16 protein-coding genes are annotated in these 16,349 nt (G+C 67.8%); 5 read left to right on the top strand and 11 right to left on the bottom strand.

All coding sequences use genetic code 11. From position 1 onward, the window contains the following. Positions 1-178 precede the first annotated feature (178 nt). The 3 genes from ACZY0X_RS04175 (at position 179) to ACZY0X_RS04165 (ending at position 4,666) form a co-directional block, all read left to right on the top strand. The gene (locus tag ACZY0X_RS04175) at positions 179-1,204 is read left to right on the top strand and encodes an IniB N-terminal domain-containing protein (protein ID WP_463768315.1); all 1,026 of its coding nucleotides are present in this window, start codon (positions 179-181) and stop codon (positions 1,202-1,204) included. Positions 1,205-1,308: 104 nt separating this feature from the next. Next, positions 1,309-3,150, top strand: coding sequence for a dynamin family protein (locus ACZY0X_RS04170; protein WP_463768314.1), 1,842 nt, complete (start codon positions 1,309-1,311; stop codon positions 3,148-3,150). 22 nt (positions 3,151-3,172) lie between these two features. Beyond that, positions 3,173-4,666: a dynamin family protein gene (locus ACZY0X_RS04165; RefSeq protein ID WP_463768313.1), complete on the top strand. Its 1,494-nt coding sequence runs from the start codon at positions 3,173-3,175 to the stop codon at positions 4,664-4,666. Here ACZY0X_RS04165 and ACZY0X_RS04160 read toward each other — a convergent pair. The 11 genes from ACZY0X_RS04160 to ACZY0X_RS04110 form a co-directional block, all read right to left on the bottom strand. Beyond that, positions 4,663-6,201: an HNH endonuclease signature motif containing protein gene (locus tag ACZY0X_RS04160; RefSeq protein ID WP_463768312.1), complete on the bottom strand. Its 1,539-nt coding sequence runs from the start codon at positions 6,199-6,201 to the stop codon at positions 4,663-4,665. The genes ACZY0X_RS04165 and ACZY0X_RS04160 overlap by 4 nt on opposite strands. A 153-nt stretch (positions 6,202-6,354) precedes the next feature. After that, a complete protein-coding gene (locus tag ACZY0X_RS04155) occupies positions 6,355-6,918 on the bottom strand; it encodes a hypothetical protein (RefSeq protein WP_463768311.1) in 564 nt (187 codons plus the stop codon). A gap of 27 nt (positions 6,919-6,945) precedes the next feature. Then, positions 6,946-7,425, bottom strand: coding sequence for a hypothetical protein (locus ACZY0X_RS04150; protein WP_463768310.1), 480 nt, complete (start codon positions 7,423-7,425; stop codon positions 6,946-6,948). A gap of 40 nt (positions 7,426-7,465) precedes the next feature. After that, positions 7,466-8,398 carry a TIGR03560 family F420-dependent LLM class oxidoreductase gene (locus tag ACZY0X_RS04145; RefSeq protein ID WP_463768309.1) on the bottom strand — a complete coding sequence of 311 codons (933 nt, stop codon included), beginning with the start codon at positions 8,396-8,398 and terminating at the stop codon, positions 7,466-7,468. 10 nt (positions 8,399-8,408) lie between these two features. Continuing rightward, positions 8,409-9,032, bottom strand: coding sequence for a TIGR03085 family metal-binding protein (locus tag ACZY0X_RS04140; protein ID WP_463768308.1), 624 nt, complete (start codon positions 9,030-9,032; stop codon positions 8,409-8,411). A gap of 29 nt (positions 9,033-9,061) precedes the next feature. Beyond that, positions 9,062-9,610: a hypothetical protein gene (locus ACZY0X_RS04135; protein WP_463768307.1), complete on the bottom strand. Its 549-nt coding sequence runs from the start codon at positions 9,608-9,610 to the stop codon at positions 9,062-9,064. A gap of 61 nt (positions 9,611-9,671) precedes the next feature. After that, positions 9,672-10,388, bottom strand: coding sequence for an oxygen-binding di-iron domain-containing protein (locus ACZY0X_RS04130; RefSeq protein ID WP_463768306.1), 717 nt, complete (start codon positions 10,386-10,388; stop codon positions 9,672-9,674). 105 nt (positions 10,389-10,493) lie between these two features. Beyond that, positions 10,494-11,453 (bottom strand): ABC transporter substrate-binding protein, encoded by a 960-nt coding sequence (locus tag ACZY0X_RS04125; protein WP_463768305.1) that lies wholly within the window; start codon positions 11,451-11,453, stop codon positions 10,494-10,496. After that, positions 11,450-12,229 (bottom strand): ABC transporter ATP-binding protein, encoded by a 780-nt coding sequence (locus tag ACZY0X_RS04120; protein ID WP_463768304.1) that lies wholly within the window; start codon positions 12,227-12,229, stop codon positions 11,450-11,452. Before ACZY0X_RS04120 ends, ACZY0X_RS04125 begins: the two co-directional genes overlap by 4 nt. A gap of 1 nt (position 12,230) precedes the next feature. Further along, entirely contained in the window at positions 12,231-12,995 is a 765-nt protein-coding gene (locus ACZY0X_RS04115) for an ABC transporter permease (protein WP_463768767.1), read from the bottom strand. A 2-nt stretch (positions 12,996-12,997) separates the two neighbouring features. Further along, entirely contained in the window at positions 12,998-14,311 is a 1,314-nt protein-coding gene (locus tag ACZY0X_RS04110) for an aryl-sulfate sulfotransferase (protein ID WP_463768303.1), read from the bottom strand. 118 nt (positions 14,312-14,429) lie between these two features. Here ACZY0X_RS04110 and ACZY0X_RS04105 point away from each other — a divergent pair, with 118 nt between their 5' ends. Together ACZY0X_RS04105 and ACZY0X_RS04100 are read left to right on the top strand one after the other, a co-directional pair. Beyond that, a complete protein-coding gene (locus ACZY0X_RS04105; RefSeq protein WP_463768302.1) occupies positions 14,430-15,455 on the top strand; it encodes a LacI family DNA-binding transcriptional regulator in 1,026 nt (341 codons plus the stop codon). Positions 15,456-15,513: 58 nt separating this feature from the next. Then, entirely contained in the window at positions 15,514-16,320 is an 807-nt protein-coding gene (locus ACZY0X_RS04100; RefSeq protein ID WP_463768301.1) for a class I SAM-dependent methyltransferase, read from the top strand. The last annotated feature ends 29 nt before the right edge of the window (positions 16,321-16,349 follow it).

The raw sequence follows: 16,349 nt of genomic DNA, 5'->3' as shown, positions 1-16,349 counted from the left end.
GGTATCCCCGGGCATCCCCTAACCCCCTAATCGACACCCCTAGCGAACCCCGTAATGGCGTCGTGAAGGCACGGGTTTCGACCCCGTTTCCGGCCTCTGCTGGGGTCCATAGATTGGTCATCAGTTCGCCGGAACGCCGGCAACCAGACCCAGACACACACAACCGAAAGGCACTCCGATGACGAACCTGATCGACTACATCCTCGACCTGTTCCGCAGCCCCCAGGTCGCCGCGTCCTTCATCGCGGACCCCGACGGCGCGATGCGTGACGCTGGCCTGCCCAACGTCAGCGCCGCGCAGCTGGCCTCGGTCGCAGCCACTGCCGCACCGGCGGGCTATGCCCTCGGCGGCGGCGATCCGGTTCTGGGCCTGCAGCGCGCGGTGGCCGACCACCACAGCATCGCCTCGCCGTTCTCGCCGCAGACGACGTTCGCGCCGCAGACCCAGACCGAGTTCGCGAGCCGGAACAACACCGACCTCGCCAGCAACAACGATTTCGCCAGCCCCGATCAGCACGCCGGTGCGAACGCGCAGAACGGCGCCTTCAACCTCGGCTTCGGTGACATCACCTTCGGCGACAAGACCTCCAACACCGCAACCAACGGTGGCGTGGTCGTCGACGGCGACAACAAGGGCGACATCGTCTCCGGCGACGGCGCGGTCCTCGGCAACAACAATCACGTCAACAACGGTGACGTCATCGCCGGAACCGGCTCCAACGTCAACATCGGCGAGGGCGACATCGAGGACAACGGCACCACCGCCACTGGCGGCAGCACCGTCATCCAGGACAACGAGGGCCCCGTCCTCAACGACGTCGACGCCAGTGCCGGCAACGGCGGCGGCGCCAGCTCCGGCGGCGGTGGTGGCCTGATCGGCATCGGCAACGGCGGCAACGACGCCACCGGTGGCAACGGCGGAGGCGGCGGCATCGTCATCGTCGACAACTCGACCAGCAGCAGCACCGTCGGCGGCAACCAGACCACCGCCGGTGGCGACCTGGGCAGCGATAACGCCACCGACAACTCGATCGACGCGTCGGTCGACAGCTCGGTGAACACCTCGGTGCAGACAGAGACCGAGAGCACCGTGGACGACCACAGCTTCAACAGCGCCATCGGGTCGGGCAACTCCACGGACATCGCGTCGCACAACGACACCGACCTGGCGTCGCACAACACGGCCGCTCTGGACGCGTTCTGATCTGACCGCACCACCACGCGACTGGCGGGGACCCCCTTAGGCGGGCTGGTCCCCGCCAGTTCGCACGCCTACGGTTGGTGACACCTTTGGAGCGAGAGAGGTCCATGACGCAACCCAATGACCCCCGCAAGGTCAAGGTCATCACTGAACTCATCGACCACAGCATCAAGATCGCCACGACGAACGATCGTGGAGACCTGGTCGACCGCCTGGCCAGAGCCAGAGAGCGCATCAACGACCCGCAGATCCGCGTGGTGATCGCCGGCCAGCTCAAGCAGGGCAAGAGCCAGCTGCTGAACTCGCTTCTCAACGTGCCGGTTGCCCGCGTCGGCGACGACGAGACCACCGTGCTGGCCACCGTGGTGTCCTACGGGGAGACGGCCTCGGCCAAGCTGATCGTCGCCAGGGGTGACGGCGAGGAGCCCGAGGCCATCTCGATTCCGCCGACCGAGGTCCAGACCGACCTGCGGCGCGCACCCCAGGCCGGCCGCCGGGAGGTGCTGCGGGTCGAGGTGACCGCACCAAGTCCGCTGCTGCGCAACGGATTGGCGTTCGTCGACACCCCGGGTGTCGGTGGGCACGGCCAGCCGCACCTCTCCGCGACGCTGGGCCTGCTTCCCGACGCCGACGCCATGCTGATGATCAGTGACGCCAGCCAGGAGTTCACCGAGCCCGAGATGACATTCATCCGGCAGGCGGTCGAAATCTGCCCGCTGGCAACCATTCTGGCCACCAAGATCGACCTGTACCCGCACTGGCGCGAGATCGTCGCCGCCAATGAGGCCCACCTGCAGCGCGCGGGTGTGACGGTGCCGGTCACCCCCGTGTCGTCGGTTCTGCGCAGCCATGCCATATCGCTCAACGACAAGGAACTCAACGAGGAGTCCAACTTCCCGGCGCTCGTCAAGTTCCTCAGCGAGCGCGTGCTGTCCCGTGAGAACGACCGGGTCCGCGATCAGGTGCTGGCCGAAGTGCGTTCGGCGGCAGAGCATCTGACGATGGCCATCGAGTCCGAGCTGTCGGCGATCAACGACCCAGGAGAACGGGAGCGGCTCACCGCCGACCTCGAGCGGCGCAAGCAGGAGGCCCAGGACGCCCTTGCGCAGAGCGCGCTGTGGCAGCAGGTGCTCACCGACGGCATCGCCGACCTGACCGCCGACGTCGACCACGACATGCGGGCCAGGTTCCGCGCCATCACGCAGCACACCGAGCAGGTCATCGACGGCTGCGATCCCACTCACCACTGGGCCGAGATCGGTGGTGAACTCGAGGACGCCATCGCCACCGCGGTCGGAGACAACTTCGTGTGGGCCTACCAGCGGGCCGACGCGCTGGCCCAGGAGGTGGCCCGGAACTTCGAGGAGGCCGGGCTGGGTGCGGTCGAGATGCCCAACGTCGACGCCCGCCAGATCGGTGCGAGTTTCGGCGAGTTCAAGTCCCTGGCCAGGCTCGAGGCCAAGCCGATCAAGGCCGGCCACAAGGTGGTGACCGGTATGCGGGGCTCCTACGGCGGCGTCCTGATGTTCGGCATGCTCACGTCATTCGCGGGCCTGGGCATGTTCAACCCGTTGTCCCTGGGTGCCGGTCTGGTGCTGGGCCGCAAGGCCTACAAGGAGGACATGGAGAACCGCATGATGCGGGTGCGCAACGAGGCCAAGGTCAACATGCGGCGCTTCGTCGACGACGTGTCGTTCGTGGTGAGCAAGGAGTCCAGGGATCGGCTCAAGGGTGTCCAGCGTCAGCTCCGCGACCACTACCGCGATATCGCCAACCAGGCCACCCGCTCGCTCAACGAATCGCTGCAGGCCACGCTGTCGGCGGCCAAGCTCGAGGAGAACGAGCGCAACACCAGGGTCGCCGAACTGGAGCGTCAGCTCAACATCCTGCGCCAGGTGACCGAGCACTCCGTGAACCTCGCGACGCAGGGTGATCCCGTCGCGAGCTGAGGCTGCCTAAGCTGGTGAGCCGATGAGCACAAGTGATCGAGTGCGCGCGATCCTGGCCGGAACCGTGCGGGCGTATCGCACCGACCCGGCATATGCGCAGCGTCCGGATCTGCACAACGAACTCGAGTGGATCGGCCGACGGCTCAACCAGCCGATCCGCATCGCCCTGGCGGGCACGCTGAAGGCCGGCAAGTCCACCCTGGTCAACGCGCTGGTCGGCGAGGACATCGCCCCGACCGACGCCACCGAGGCCACCCGCATCGTCACGTGGTTCCGCAACGGTCCGACGCCGCGGGTGACCGCCAATCACCGTGGCGGCCGACGGTCCAATGTGCCCATCACCCGTGACCCCGCTGATCGTGGCCTGACGTTCGACTTCGCCAGCCTCGACCCCAACGACGTCGTCGATCTCGACGTCGACTGGCCGGCCGCCGAGCTGATCGACACCACGATCATCGACACCCCAGGCACGTCGTCGCTGAACCGCGACGTCTCCGAGCGCACCCTGCGCCTGCTGGTGCCCGATGACGGCGTGCCCCGCGTCGACGCGGTGGTGTTCCTGCTGCGCACGCTGAACGCCGCCGATATCGCGCTGCTGAAGCAGATCGGCACCCTCGTCGGTGGGTCCTCGGGTGCGCTCGGTGTCATCGGGGTGGCATCGCGCGCCGACGAGATCGGCGCCGGGCGCATCGACGCGATGCTGTCGGCCAAGGACGTCGCAACCCGGTTCACCGCCGAGATGGACAAGACGGGAATCTGTCAGGCCGTCGTCCCGGTGTCGGGTCTGCTCGCGCTGACCGGGCGCACACTGCGGCAGAGTGAGTTCGTCGCGCTCGAGAAGCTGGCCGGCGTCGATGCGGCGGAGTTGACCAAGGCGATGCTCTCGGTTGACCGGTTCGTCCGTGAGGATGCCGCGCTGCCCGTCGACGCGGCGACCCGCGCCGCGCTGCTGGACCGGTTCGGGATGTTCGGCATCCGGATCTCGATCGCGGTGCTGCGCGCGGGAATCAGCGACTCGGTGGCACTCGCCGACGAACTGCTGGAGCGCAGCGGCCTGATCGCGCTGCGCGACGTCATCGACCAGCAGTTCGCGCAGCGCTCCGATCTGCTCAAGGCCCACACCGCGCTGGTGTCGCTGCGGCGCTTCGTCGAGGCCAACCCGATCTACGCCGCGCCCTACATCCTGGCCGATATCGACCCGCTGCTCGCCGACACGCACGCCTTCGAGGAGCTCCGGTTGCTCAGCCTGTTGCGGTCACGGCAGACGACGCTCAACGACGACGAGATGGCCTCGCTGCGCCGCATCATCGGCGGTTCGGGCACCGACGCCGCGAGCCGGCTGGGGCTGCAGCCCGACGCGCCATACGACGGGCCACGTGCCGCATTCGCCGCAGCCCAGCGGTGGCGGCGCCGCGCCGACCACCCGCTGAACGATCCGTTCACCACTCGTGCCTGCCGGGCCGCGGTGCGCAGCGCCGAGGCGCTGGTAGCCGACTATGCGGCACACAACCGTTAGAACGGTGGGATGGAGTCGGCCATCGCCAGCTGCGCCGCCTGCTCATTCTCTCGGCGCTCCTCGTCGATGCGTCGGCTGCGGTCCTCTGCGCGGGTGGTCTCGCGGCGGGGCATGGTGAGCCCGATGTTGGGGGTGGCGTCGCGCACGGTGCTGGTAGCGACGGGCGCGGTGGGTTTGCACAGCGACGGGAACAGTAGGTAGCTACCTGGCCGGGTGCGGTAGGTCTGCCCGCCCGGCGCGATCCAGATGACCGTTCCGTCGGGTAGTTGGCGGTCGCGCCAACCTTTGGGCCCGTTCCAGAAGGTTTTGAGCAGATGGTGAAATCTGCAGAGGCACTTGAGGTTCGACGCGCAGGTGGCGCCGGTGGGGTGCGGGATGGTGTGGTCGATGTCGCAGCGCTCGGCGGAGATGTCGCAGCCCGGGAACCGGCACGTGAGGTCGCGGCAGCGCACGAAGTCGGCCAGCGCGCTCGATGGGGTATAGCGCGGTTCTGGTGGCTTGTTGCCGGGGTGGATGATGCGTTTGATCACGGCCTGCAGTGCGAGGCGGCGGATGATCGGGCCGGCCAGGACCGGGCCGCCGAGCATCACTCCGGGGCGGGTGGTCGCGGGCTCGCCGGGGTCGGTGTCGGTCAGGGCCTCGGTCAGTGTGAGCTCGCGCACCGGCTTGTCGAACAGTCGGGGCTGCTTTCCGTCGAGGGCGGCGTCCTGCCGTTTGGTTGCCTCGGACTGATCGGTGAGGGTGTCGTCGTGGGTGATCACGTAGATCACCGCGGAACTGCGGGCCGGTGCCACGTCGCAGTCGGGTTGGCCGCACAGGCAGGCCAGCCGGTCCGCGCCGTTGGCCAGTGCGCCGAGTGCGTCGGCGCGGCGTTGATCGCGGGTGCGGGGATCGGAGTCGCAGACGGTGTCGGTGAGGGTGTCGAGACGTTGGTTCAGGGCTTTGGCGTCGTGGGCGAACAGCTCACCCCACAGTGTCGCCAGGCCGGAGGCGTCGTTGATGTCGATGTTCACCGATCGGCCGCGGGCGCGGTTCTGGGTGCGGCGCAGCGCGTGGGGGTCGTGGCGGATCACGAAGGCGTCGATCGCGTCGACCGTTTTCTGCTGTGACATCGCCGGCCAATCGGTCAATGCCTCGGCCAGTTCGGTGTCCACCGCGCGTAGTGCGGCAGGATCCCTGATCGCTGCGGTGCGCCATACGATGGTCGAGGCCAGCTGGTAGGTCAGGCCACCGTCGGCGAACACCGCGGCGACCTTGGGTAGCCGGTCGCGCAGTGAGGTCGCGACCAGCAGTTGGCTGGAGGCGGCCGCGGGGGTGATCTGTTGGGCGGCGCCGATCTCGGCGCAGACCGCTGCCCAGTTGTCGAGGTACCACTGCTCGCGGGAGGCGGAGTCGTCGGCGGATTGGCGGGCATCGAGGATGGCGACCATCGCGGTCAGGCGGCGGGCGCAGGCTGCGGCCTCCACCCGCGCCCATGCCCCGATGGCGGTACCCCCACGGGCGGGGGAAGCCTCGGCCACCAATTCATCGAACATGTGTACGAATTTACCCGCTCGCTGGGCTCATGGCAGAAGGAAAGTCGCTGGTCGCGGCGATCTGTGGATGAATTCACGACTGTGGATAACTCCGGGCAGACACACCGAATCTGTCGGAGTCCAGGGGTAGGGGGCCCGGCGGGACCGCCCGGATCAGGGCTGCTCGGCCTCCGGCGCAGGTGGTGTCACCGTCTGGGTCTCCGTCTTGGTCTCGGTGACGGTGCTGGTGCTCGTGCTCGTCGTCGGCGGAACCGTGGTGGTGGTGGTCGTCGTCGTGGTGGTGGGGGTGGTGGTTGTCGTCGTGGTGGTGGACGTCGACTCGGTCGTCGTCGGTGGCGCGGTGGTCTCGGTGGCGGTCGGTGACTGCGTGACGGTCACGGTGCCGCTAGGCGCGGGTACGACGGCGGCCGACGTGCTGGTCTGCGAACTGGTGGTCGTGGCGTCCGACGGCGCGGAGTCGTCTGCGCCCATGTTGAACGCGACGTAGATGATCGCCGCGACCAGGAGCGCGGCCACGGCGCCGAATCCCACCAGTGCGGGCGGCTTGCGGTACCAGGGTGTCTCGGGTTCGGGCGGATACGAGATCTGCTGCGTCGGCTCGCCCGGATAGCCCTGCTCGGCGTAGCCGCCGGTGCCGTAGTTCGCGTAGGCGGTGGGTTCGCTGTCCGAGTAGTAGTTGGGATCGTTGGGATCGTCGGGAGGTCCGCTACGAGTCATGTAGGGAGATGCTATGCGGCCGACCGGTCAGGGCCGAGGGTAGAGCGTGCGTGTCTCGTTGAGGCGGGGTCGTGTCCGGGAGGTTCCGTCCTCGGTCGTCTCCGTCGTCGTCTCCTCGGTCGTCTCCGTGGTCGTCGTCGTGGTTTCGCTGGTCTCCGACGTCGTCGTCTCGTCGCCCGAGGTCGTCTCGGTACCCGAGGTGGTCTCCGTGCCAGACGTGGTCGTCTCGTCGCCCGGATTGATGTCGGTGGTGATCGGCGCGCGTGTGCTGGTCACCGTCTGGGTCGTCGTCGTTGATGACGTGCGACTGGAGGTGGCACTGGGCTCCAGGTAGTACTGCCGGGCAGGGTCGGGGTCGTCGTCACCGACGATCGTCGAGATCAGGAAGTAGCCGATCAGGAGGACGGCGATGGCCGCTGCGCTCGCGGCGACCAGGGTTGACGTTTGCTCGTGCCACGCGGGCTCTGGCGGTTCGCCCGAGTCGCGGTTGTCACTGTCGCCGGTCACGGGCACTGATAGTAGCCGCGCCGGCGGTCGGGGTGCCCGGTCAGCCGAGCTGGGGGATCACCTCGGTGGCGAAGAACTCGAGATGGTCGAGATCGGACATGTCCAGCGTCTGTAGGTAGACGCGCTGCACACCGGCCTCGACGAACGGCGCCAGCCGGTCCACGATCTCGCCCGGCGTGCCCGCGAGCGGTGAGTTGCTGCGCAGTTCGTCGACCTCACGTCCGATGGCGGCCGCGCGACGCGTCACCTCGGCGTCGTCGCGGCCTGCGCACAGCACGAATGCCGCCGAGTAGGTCAGCGAGTCGGGGGCCCGGCCGGCGTCGGCGACGGCCGCCGCCACCCGGGCGTACTGCGCCTTGAGCGTGTCCAGCGGCACGAACGGGATGTTGAACTCCGTTGCGTGCTTGGCCGTCAGAGCGGGGGTGCGCTTGGGTCCGCCGCCGCCGATGATGATCGGCGGATGCGGGGTCTGCACGGGCTTGGGCAGTCCGGGTGAGTCGACGACGCTGTAGTGCGTTCCGGTGTAGTCGAAGGTCTGCCCGGTTGGCGTGGTCCACAGCCCGGTCAGGATGTCGAGCTGTTCGCCAAGGCGGTCGAAGCGCTCACCCAGCGCGGGGAACGGGATCGCGTACGCCTGGTGCTCGGACTCGAACCAGCCCGCGCCGATGCCGAGTTCCACACGGCCACCGCTCATCTCGTCCACCTGGGCGACGGAGATCGCCAGCACGCCGGGGTGCCGGAACGTGGCGGAGGTGACCATCGTGCCGAGCCTGATGGTCGAGGTCTCGCGAGCGATGCCGCCCAGCGTCACCCAGGAGTCGGTGGGGCCGGGCAGGCCGTCACCGCTCATCGCCAGGTAGTGATCGGACCGGAAGAACGCCGAGTAGCCCGCCGCCTCGGCGGTCGAAGCGACGGCGAGCTGATCTCCGTAAGTGGCGCCCTGCTGCGGTTCGACGAATACCCGGAAGTCCATGGCGGCCAGCCTAGAGCCCCGCGCGCCCTTCACGTACGGCGCGCACAGCGTCGTCATCGCCGGAGAAGGTCACGCGAACCTGGTCGCGGCCGGACACGAACAGCAGAAGCTCGGCCGGTTCCCCGGTGACCGTCACGCTGGGTCCGCGCCCGAAGTTGGCCAGCGTCTTACCCTCCGGGGTGCGCAGCGCCACACTGAAGGGTGTCTTCGACATCGTCATGCGCCCCATGAGCGGCACCTGACGTGCCACTGCGGCGGTCGTCGCGTCATCGAGATCCCTTGGTTCCCAACCGCTTGCGGCCCGGCGGACGTCCTCGTGGTGGATGAACATCTCGCCGGCGTTGATCAGCGGATCGAGTAGCTTGAACGGCGACAGCGTCGGCGGGCCGGAGGCGATCTGGTCGAGCAGCACATTCCAGTCGTTCTCGGCGGCCACCTGATTCTGTACGCGCTCGGTGTACCCGGCGAGTTTCGGAATGAGGATGCCGGGCGCGGCATCGATGCGACGCTCGCGGATCACAAGGTGCGCTGCGAGATCCCGGGTGGTCCAGTCACCGCACAGTGTGGGGTGATCGGGGCCGACGCCACGCATCGTGGTGACGAGCCCCGCCCGCTCGGACTGGGCAACTGACATCTGAATCCCCCGTTAGAAAACTGTGCTGGTCAGAACACGTCGACATTCTCGATGGCCACGAACATGCCGCGGCCGGTGGTGTTGTTGACGAACTTGGTGCCGGCCTCACTGGCCTCGATGGTCCACCCGACCGCGGTGTAGGCGCGGTAATCCAGGGTTACAGCGGGAATGTCGCCCAGATTGCCCAGGACCCACTGCTCGTCACCGTCGGCGGTCAGCCGGACACCGTTGGCCGGTGACCCGTCGACCTTCGGCGAGTTGGTGAAGGGTGCCTCGCAGCCGACCTCCTCCGCGCTGATCTGGCAGCGCGTCTTGCCCGACTTCGTCTGAATGAACACGTAGCCGTTCTGCGGCGGCAGCGCCTCGGCGCCGGCAGGTGGGGTGAGGGTCGGCGGAGGCGTGAAAGTGGGCGGGGGCGTCGCGGACGTCCTGCTCGGCCGTTCCGTCGGGAAGGTCGGCTCGGTGGGGTTCTGCGCCGCAGAGCGGGGATTCCCGTCGGTCGTGGAGGTGCAGCCGGTCAGCGTGGCGATGCCAAGCAGCGCCGCGCACGTCAGCGCCCGTAGCGCTCCCCGACTCATTACCCGCACTCCGCCACGGTACCCAGGGGGTTCCTGGTGTGAAACTCGTGACCGGCGATGGTTATGAAGCCGTGTTCATTGCCGCGTAGCCCCTCGACAGCTCCCGCAGTTGCGCTGCACCGTCGCCGCGGAAGGAGCTGCCGTGCATGAGCGCGAGCGTCGTCGGCTCCAGCCGGGCGAGAAACTCGAGTGTGGGCGCCAGATTGGTGGTGAGGCCCGTGGCGTGGAACATGCCCTCAGCCTCGAGCGCGGGGGCGACCACGTCACCCTCGGTCAGCGGTGGGCACCGACCCACGTGGGTGAACAGGTCGCCGGCCAGCAGCGTCGAGGTGGTCTCGTCGAACCACAGACCCGCTTCCCAGTTGTGCGGGACGTGCGGGGTGGCGATGAAGCGCAGCCGGTGGCCGCCGATGTCGTGCGGTTCGGCCGTGGCCACCACGGGCGGCCGGTCGCACATGTCGGTCAGCGAGAGCCCGCACGCCAACGGGCCGTGGATCACCTCGGCGTCCGGAGCGGCGTGCAGGAACATGTTCATCGCGCCGCACTCGTCGGCCTCCAGGTGGCCGAATGAGATCCAGCGCAGAGCCTCGAGCGGGATGACCCGTTCGATGGCCGCGCTCACGTGGGGGAAGAGGAATCGCTGACCGGTGTGGAAGAGAAAGGGCTCGTCACCGGTGAGCAGGAACTGATTGAAGGTGAAGCCGTGCTCGGTAATGTCCGGAATCCACGTGGACAACCGGAACACGCCAGCACCGATCTCGTCGACCGCGGTGTACATCAATTCATGGTGCGCCGGTCGCGGCGTCTTGGCGCCGAGATTGCACTGAGGGTCGCGTTTCGGCGAGATTGGCAACCCTCAGTGCAATCTGATCGATCGTAGCCGCTACTTGACGAACTGATTGTCGAGACGCTGCGCGTAGTCGGGCAGCGTGGCGTTGGCGTCGATCTTGTCGTTGGCCTTGGCCCACGCACCGAGCCTGGCGAGGTCGTCGGCCAGCGTCGGTTGCAGTTGCAGCGTGAAGTCGTACTCCGACAGCACGCTCTTGACCAGTGTGGGATCGAGTTGAGTCGCTTCGGCGACGGCGGACACGGCGCCATCGGTCTGGTTGGTGAGGTCCTTGCTCGCCTCGCCGAGTGCGGTGAAGAACGACTCGAGATCCGCGGTCTTGTCCTTGGCCGCCGACTCGGTGGTCAGATACAGGCAGTGGTCGACGAAGGCGTCCGTCCCCGGCTTGAGCAACACGGCGTCCTCGCCAAGTGCCGCGATGGTCTGCGCTTGATACGGCTGGAAGATGGAGATCGCGTCGACGTTGCCCTGCGTCGCCGCCGTCACCATCGCCGACGGTGCGACCTGGACGAGTTTGGCGTCAACGCCCGAACTCTCGAGCACGCTGGTGGCGAAGTAGGCGGCGCTGGTGCCCAGCGGTGTGCCGATGCTCTTGCCGCCGAGGTCGGCCAGGCTGGTGATGCCCGACTCCTTGCGGGCGACGATGCGCGACCCGTTCCACCGCGACCCGTCGGCGACGACCCGCAGCGACGGGGTCTTGACCAGGGCCGCCGAGGACGGCACCGCTGCCGCGGTGGTGACGTCGACCTGGCCCGCGGTGAGCGCCTGCAACGCCTCGACACCGGTGGAGAAGTTGATGACGTTGACCTTGATGCCCTGCTTCTCGAAGTAGCCCTCCTGCGCGGCAACCGGGATGTGTGACCACGACGGGTCGACGACGAAACCGACGGTAAGTTCGCGTTCGGCACTCGAGTTCGATGTGCATCCGGTGGCGGCTGCGATTATCGCCGCGGCGGCCAGTAGTGCACCGGCGGTGCGGCGCTTGAGGTGTCTCATCGGTGATCTCCTATGGGGGTGAGAGTGGTTGGGGTGGGATCCAGTTCGTGGTGTAGCCATCGTCTGATCGCGCTGTAGCCGTCGAGCTCGGCGAGGCTGTCAGCGGGCCGGGGCCTCGGGAGCGGGTTGTCCACACAGCTGCGCACACCGCCGTCGGACAGCACGACGATCCTGTCGGACAGGCGGATCGCCTCATCGACGTCATGGGTGACGAAGACGACGGTCCGCCGCAGCCGAGACCACAGTTCGACCACCAGATCCTGCATGCGCAAGCGGGTCTGGGCGTCCAGCGCGGCGAACGGCTCGTCCATGAGCATGACGTCGGGCTCGCCTGCGAGCACACGCGCAAGGCCCACGCGTTGGCGCATCCCACCCGAGAGCTGGTTGGGTCTCTGCCGCGCAACGTCTTCGGAGAGTCCGACGGCGGCCAGTAGCTCCCTGACCTTGGCCGGGCGTTCCCGCGAGGGTAGTGACCTGGCTCGGAGCGCGAAGTTCAGGTTCGACTCGACGCTCATCCAGGGAAACAGGATGTCGCGTTGAAAGGCCATGCCACGTCGCGGATCCGGGCGGGTGACGACCTCATCACCGTCGGTGACGTGTCCCTCGGTTGGCTGCAGGAGGCCCGCCAGGCAGTACAGAAGGGTGGACTTTCCGCTGCCGGACGGGCCGACCAGCACCGTGAATGATCCGTCGGGGAACTCAAGGTCGACATCACGCAGCGAGGGTTCCGTCTGACCGACGTGGCGGACGCTCAGGCCGTGCGCACGCAGTGTCACGTCATCGCTCCTGTTCGGCCCACCGGGTCGCCGGCGCGGTGATCCGGACCAGCAGTTGATCGACGACGGCACCGAGGATCCCGAGGACGACGAGGCAGAAGATCAGTCGGTCGGCCTGGGAGAAGAGCTGTGACTGGTAGATGCGATAGCCGAGCCCGTTGGTGGTGCCGGTCATCTCGGCCACCACGATGAGCACGAATGCCATTGCTGCGCCGACTCTTAGGCCCGCGGCGATATCGGGGGCGGCCTCGGGGATGACGACCCTGGTCAGTGTGTGCCACCGTGATGCGCCGAGGCAGCGGGCGGCCTGGATGAAGTCGACCGGGGTCGTCGACAGCCCTGCGTGGCTGTTGATCCACACCGGGACGAACACTCCGAGCGCCACGACGATCGCCTTGCTCTCCTCGCCGAGGCCGAACCACAGGATCGCCAGCGGCACCAGGCCGATCGTCGGAATGGGCGCGAAGAGTCGCAGTATCGGCTGCATGAGCAGTCGGCCCGCCGTGGTCGCGGCGGTCAGCACGGCGAGCACGAAACCCGTGATGGCCCCGATGCCGAATCCCGCCGCGGCGCGCAGCAGGCTGGCGTGGATGTCCGGCCCGAGGTCGCCCCGGGTGATCATGCCCCAGCCGGCGCTGCCGATCTCTCCGATGGTGGGGAAGAGCGCGCGCGGGAAGACGCCCGCCGCGGCGACCACCGACCACAGCAGCACGACGATCGCCAGCCCTACCGCCAGCGCGGCCGCGCGTCCGCCCCGGCTCCGCACGCTCAACCGAATCTTCTGTCGATCGGCTTCTGCGAGTGGGGCGTTCCTGCGGGCACCCAGTCGAAGGGGACAGCCTGTGAGCGGTAGATCATTCTTGTCTCGCTCAGCCGGTCGACGCCTGGCACGCGGGGTGTCTTGACCTCCGGCTCGCCCGCCACGCCGAGCCCGGTGGAGGGGGTGAAGTACTCCCACACGATCTGGCCGTCCGGCGTCACCTGGAACAGTCGGCCCTGCATGCCCTCGGTGATGAGCGTGTTGCCGTTGGGCAGGCGTTGGGCGTTGCTGACGAACGAGCTGAAGAACGTCCACGTCGGCTGGCCGGAGTCCTCCGCGGTGTACTGCCACACGATGTCGCGCGTGACCGGGTTCACCTCCAGGACACGGGAACCCGCGTAAATGCCCAGGGGGGCAGGCGGATAGCCGGCGCCGCCCTGATTGTCGAAGATCAACACGTTGCCCGCCCCCGGCAGACCGTCGGCGATGACGTGCGGGTTGTGCTGACCCGAGATCTGATCGAGGGGACGCGGCACGTGGTGGGTGTTGATCCGCTGATGCTCCGAACCGGGAATGGCCTCGAAATAGGGCCCCAACCGCCATGTGATGGCGCCGCTGCGCTTGTCGATGAGCAGGATGACATTGGCCTTGCGGGCGCCGATCAGGATGTTGTCCGGTCCGAACACCGACTGCGGGTCCGCGCGGTGCCACTTGTTCGGACCGATTGTCTTGGCGCTGTTGATCTCCAGGTAGCCCCATGGATTTCTGGGGTCCCGGACGGCCGCCGCTCGCAGCGAGGCCAACCCTTCGGGGGAGAAGCCGAACTCCGAGAGGTGATCGCCCGCAAGCCATTCCCAGACGATGTCGCCCGCCGGGGTCACCTCGTAGAGGCCCTGGTCGCCGACGGGTTCGTCGCCGAGCCCGGGAACCACGCGGGGGATCGTGACCAGGAGCAGGAAGTTGCCGTTTGGTAGCAGTTCCCAGTCGTGGTTCTGGCGTGCCGCGCCACCGGGTGCCTGCGCACCCCACTCCCAGAGCGTCTCGCCGGTCCACGACACCTGCCCGACGGTGCGGTTGGCGTAGATGCCGCCCCGGGAATCGGGTGCGTCGGACAGTTGCACGCCGATATCGCCGAGTCGGCCGCCGTTGATCGCCGGGTCGAGGACGCGGGCCGGTACACCGGCGAAGGGCCACTCGTTGCGGACCTCCCCGTTGAGGTCGATCAATCGCGTGACGCCGTCGGGTGCTGTGTAGAGCACGAAGCTCGGGTGGGCACGGTCCGGGTCGAGGTAGGTGACACCGCTGAGTTGAGCTAAGGCCATGAACGACATTTCTACGGACGATGTTCGTGCCGAGACAGGGTTCGGATCGGGCGGATCTAAACGATTAGCAGCACGGCTGAGATCCGTAGGCTCGGCGTTCTATCGATGAGGGGATGACGTGAAACGGGTGACGATCGTCGACGTCGCACGCCGGGCGGGGACGTCGACGGCTGTGGTCAGCTATGTGCTGAACCCCGGCGGCAAACGCGTGTCGGATGCCTTGCGGGCCCGCGTGATTGAGGCCGTCACCGATCTGGACTACCGGCCCGACCGCCATGCCCGCGCACTGCGGCGCAGGACGAGGTGGGGTCAGCTCGGGCTGCTGATTCCCGATGTGACGCTGCCGTTCTACGGCATGCTCGCCGGGTCGATCGAAAGCGAGGCCCGCTCCCGACGCCAGCTGATCCTGACCGGCAGCACCGGGTTCGACGCGGCGGCCGAGGTGGAACTGGCGAGGTCGTTCGCCGATGCGGGCGTCGACGGCCTGCTCGTCGCCGGGATGGTAGACGGTGCCGCGGTCGGCCAGGTGTGCGAGGCGTCCCGCATCCCGCTGGTGTGGGTGCACAGCAACCGGGGCGTCACGGGTACGCAGATCGTGCGCTCCGACCACGTCCGCGCGGGTGCGCTGGCGGCCAAGCATCTCATCGGCGCGCACGAACGGACGTCGACGGCCTTCGTCGGCGGCTTCACCGATCAGCATGTCCAACACGGTGACCGCGACACCGTGCGGCAGCGATTCGAGGGCTATCAATCCGTCGCGGGTGCTTCGGGCCGCCACATCGCGACGGATCTGACCCTGGCCGGCGCCTACCGTGCGGTGCGGGCGTCGATCGAGGAGCACGGCGTCCCCGACGGACTGGTGGTCAGCACGTTTCTGCAGTCCGGTGCGGCGCTGCGCGCGCTGACTGACGCCGGACTGCGCGTTCCCGATGACGTGCCCGTGGTCGCTTTCGACGGTGACGCCCGCAACGAGTACGCGCAGATGGCGCTGACCACCGTCCAGCAGGACATCGGTGAGATCGCTCGGCGCGGTATCGATCGTGCGCTCAATGCGGTGCCGTCGGACGGTGTGGCACCGGTGCCGGTGGAGGTGGTGCTGGCCGTCGCCGACAGCTGCGGCTGCAACCAGCGTCCCGCACCGTGATTTGCCGGGACGGCAAACATGGTTGCCGAGCGAAGCGGAATGGATGCAGAATCGGCGGATGGACGAGACCATGCAATCGGGAATGGTCGAGTTCTATGAGGCCACCGCTGAACCTCTGACGCGGCAATGTGTTTCGACGGCCTTCGCGATGGTGGGCGGGATCACGTCGGGCACGAGCGTCCTCGACGTCGCGGCGGGGCCCGGGGGCCTCAGTGTGGCTGCCGCGCAGACCGGAGCGCGGGTACTGGCGACAGACCTGTCACCCGCCATGGTGGCCCGACTATCGCAACGGCTCGGCCCCTACTCGAATTGCACCGCCCAGGTCATGGACGGCCAGGCACTCGAGGTGCATGACGGTGCCTTCGACGCGGTCTTCTCGATGTTCGGGGTTGTGAATCTCCCGGACTGGCGCCAAGGCCTTCGCGAGCTGGCGCGCGTCACGCGCACGGGTGGCCACGGCTGCATCAGCACCTGGAGGGATCCACGCACGGTCGGACCGGTGCCCGTCCTTGTCGAGGCGTTGCGCACGACGTTCCCCGACATCGCGTTGTTCCCACCTGATGAGGAGGGTGTCACGCTGCTGCGGTCACCGGCTGTCCTGCTGGCGGAGATGGGTGCGGTCGGATTCGAGGATGTCGAGGTTCGCGAGGTCGAGGTGATCTGGACCAGCCCGTCGCTGGAGGAGTTCGTCGCCGACCGGGATCGGCTCTACGGGTTCATGCCGGGCTACGCCGCGCTGACACCAGCCGACCGCGACCGGCTGGCCCCGGCGCTGCGTCTCGCGGCGGAGAATTCCGGCCCGGACGGTTCAGTGCGGGTGGCCTCCACCGCTTTGGTCGCCGCGGGCCGGCGCGCACGTCTCTGAGGTCGACGCTCGGATGCTCGATAGTGGTT

It is taken from the genome of Mycobacterium sp. IDUB_39 (assembly GCF_055419205.1).
This window is presented reverse-complemented; position numbering and strand designations above follow the sequence as displayed.

Coding starts and splice junctions, on each gene's coding strand:
- ACZY0X_RS04110 (WP_463768303.1), bottom strand. CDS start 14,311: ATGGCCTTAGCTCAACTCAGCGGTGTCACCTACCTCGACCCGGACCGT.
- ACZY0X_RS04145 (WP_463768309.1), bottom strand. CDS start 8,398: ATGGACTTCCGGGTATTCGTCGAACCGCAGCAGGGCGCCACTTACGGA.
- ACZY0X_RS04125 (WP_463768305.1), bottom strand. CDS start 11,453: ATGAGACACCTCAAGCGCCGCACCGCCGGTGCACTACTGGCCGCCGCG.
- ACZY0X_RS04160 (WP_463768312.1), bottom strand. CDS start 6,201: ATGTTCGATGAATTGGTGGCCGAGGCTTCCCCCGCCCGTGGGGGTACC.
- ACZY0X_RS04155 (WP_463768311.1), bottom strand. CDS start 6,918: ATGACTCGTAGCGGACCTCCCGACGATCCCAACGATCCCAACTACTAC.
- ACZY0X_RS04135 (WP_463768307.1), bottom strand. CDS start 9,610: ATGAGTCGGGGAGCGCTACGGGCGCTGACGTGCGCGGCGCTGCTTGGC.
- ACZY0X_RS04130 (WP_463768306.1), bottom strand. CDS start 10,388: ATGTACACCGCGGTCGACGAGATCGGTGCTGGCGTGTTCCGGTTGTCC.
- ACZY0X_RS04140 (WP_463768308.1), bottom strand. CDS start 9,032: ATGTCAGTTGCCCAGTCCGAGCGGGCGGGGCTCGTCACCACGATGCGT.
- ACZY0X_RS04175 (WP_463768315.1), top strand. CDS start 179: ATGACGAACCTGATCGACTACATCCTCGACCTGTTCCGCAGCCCCCAG.
- ACZY0X_RS04170 (WP_463768314.1), top strand. CDS start 1,309: ATGACGCAACCCAATGACCCCCGCAAGGTCAAGGTCATCACTGAACTC.
- ACZY0X_RS04100 (WP_463768301.1), top strand. CDS start 15,514: ATGGACGAGACCATGCAATCGGGAATGGTCGAGTTCTATGAGGCCACC.
- ACZY0X_RS04165 (WP_463768313.1), top strand. CDS start 3,173: ATGAGCACAAGTGATCGAGTGCGCGCGATCCTGGCCGGAACCGTGCGG.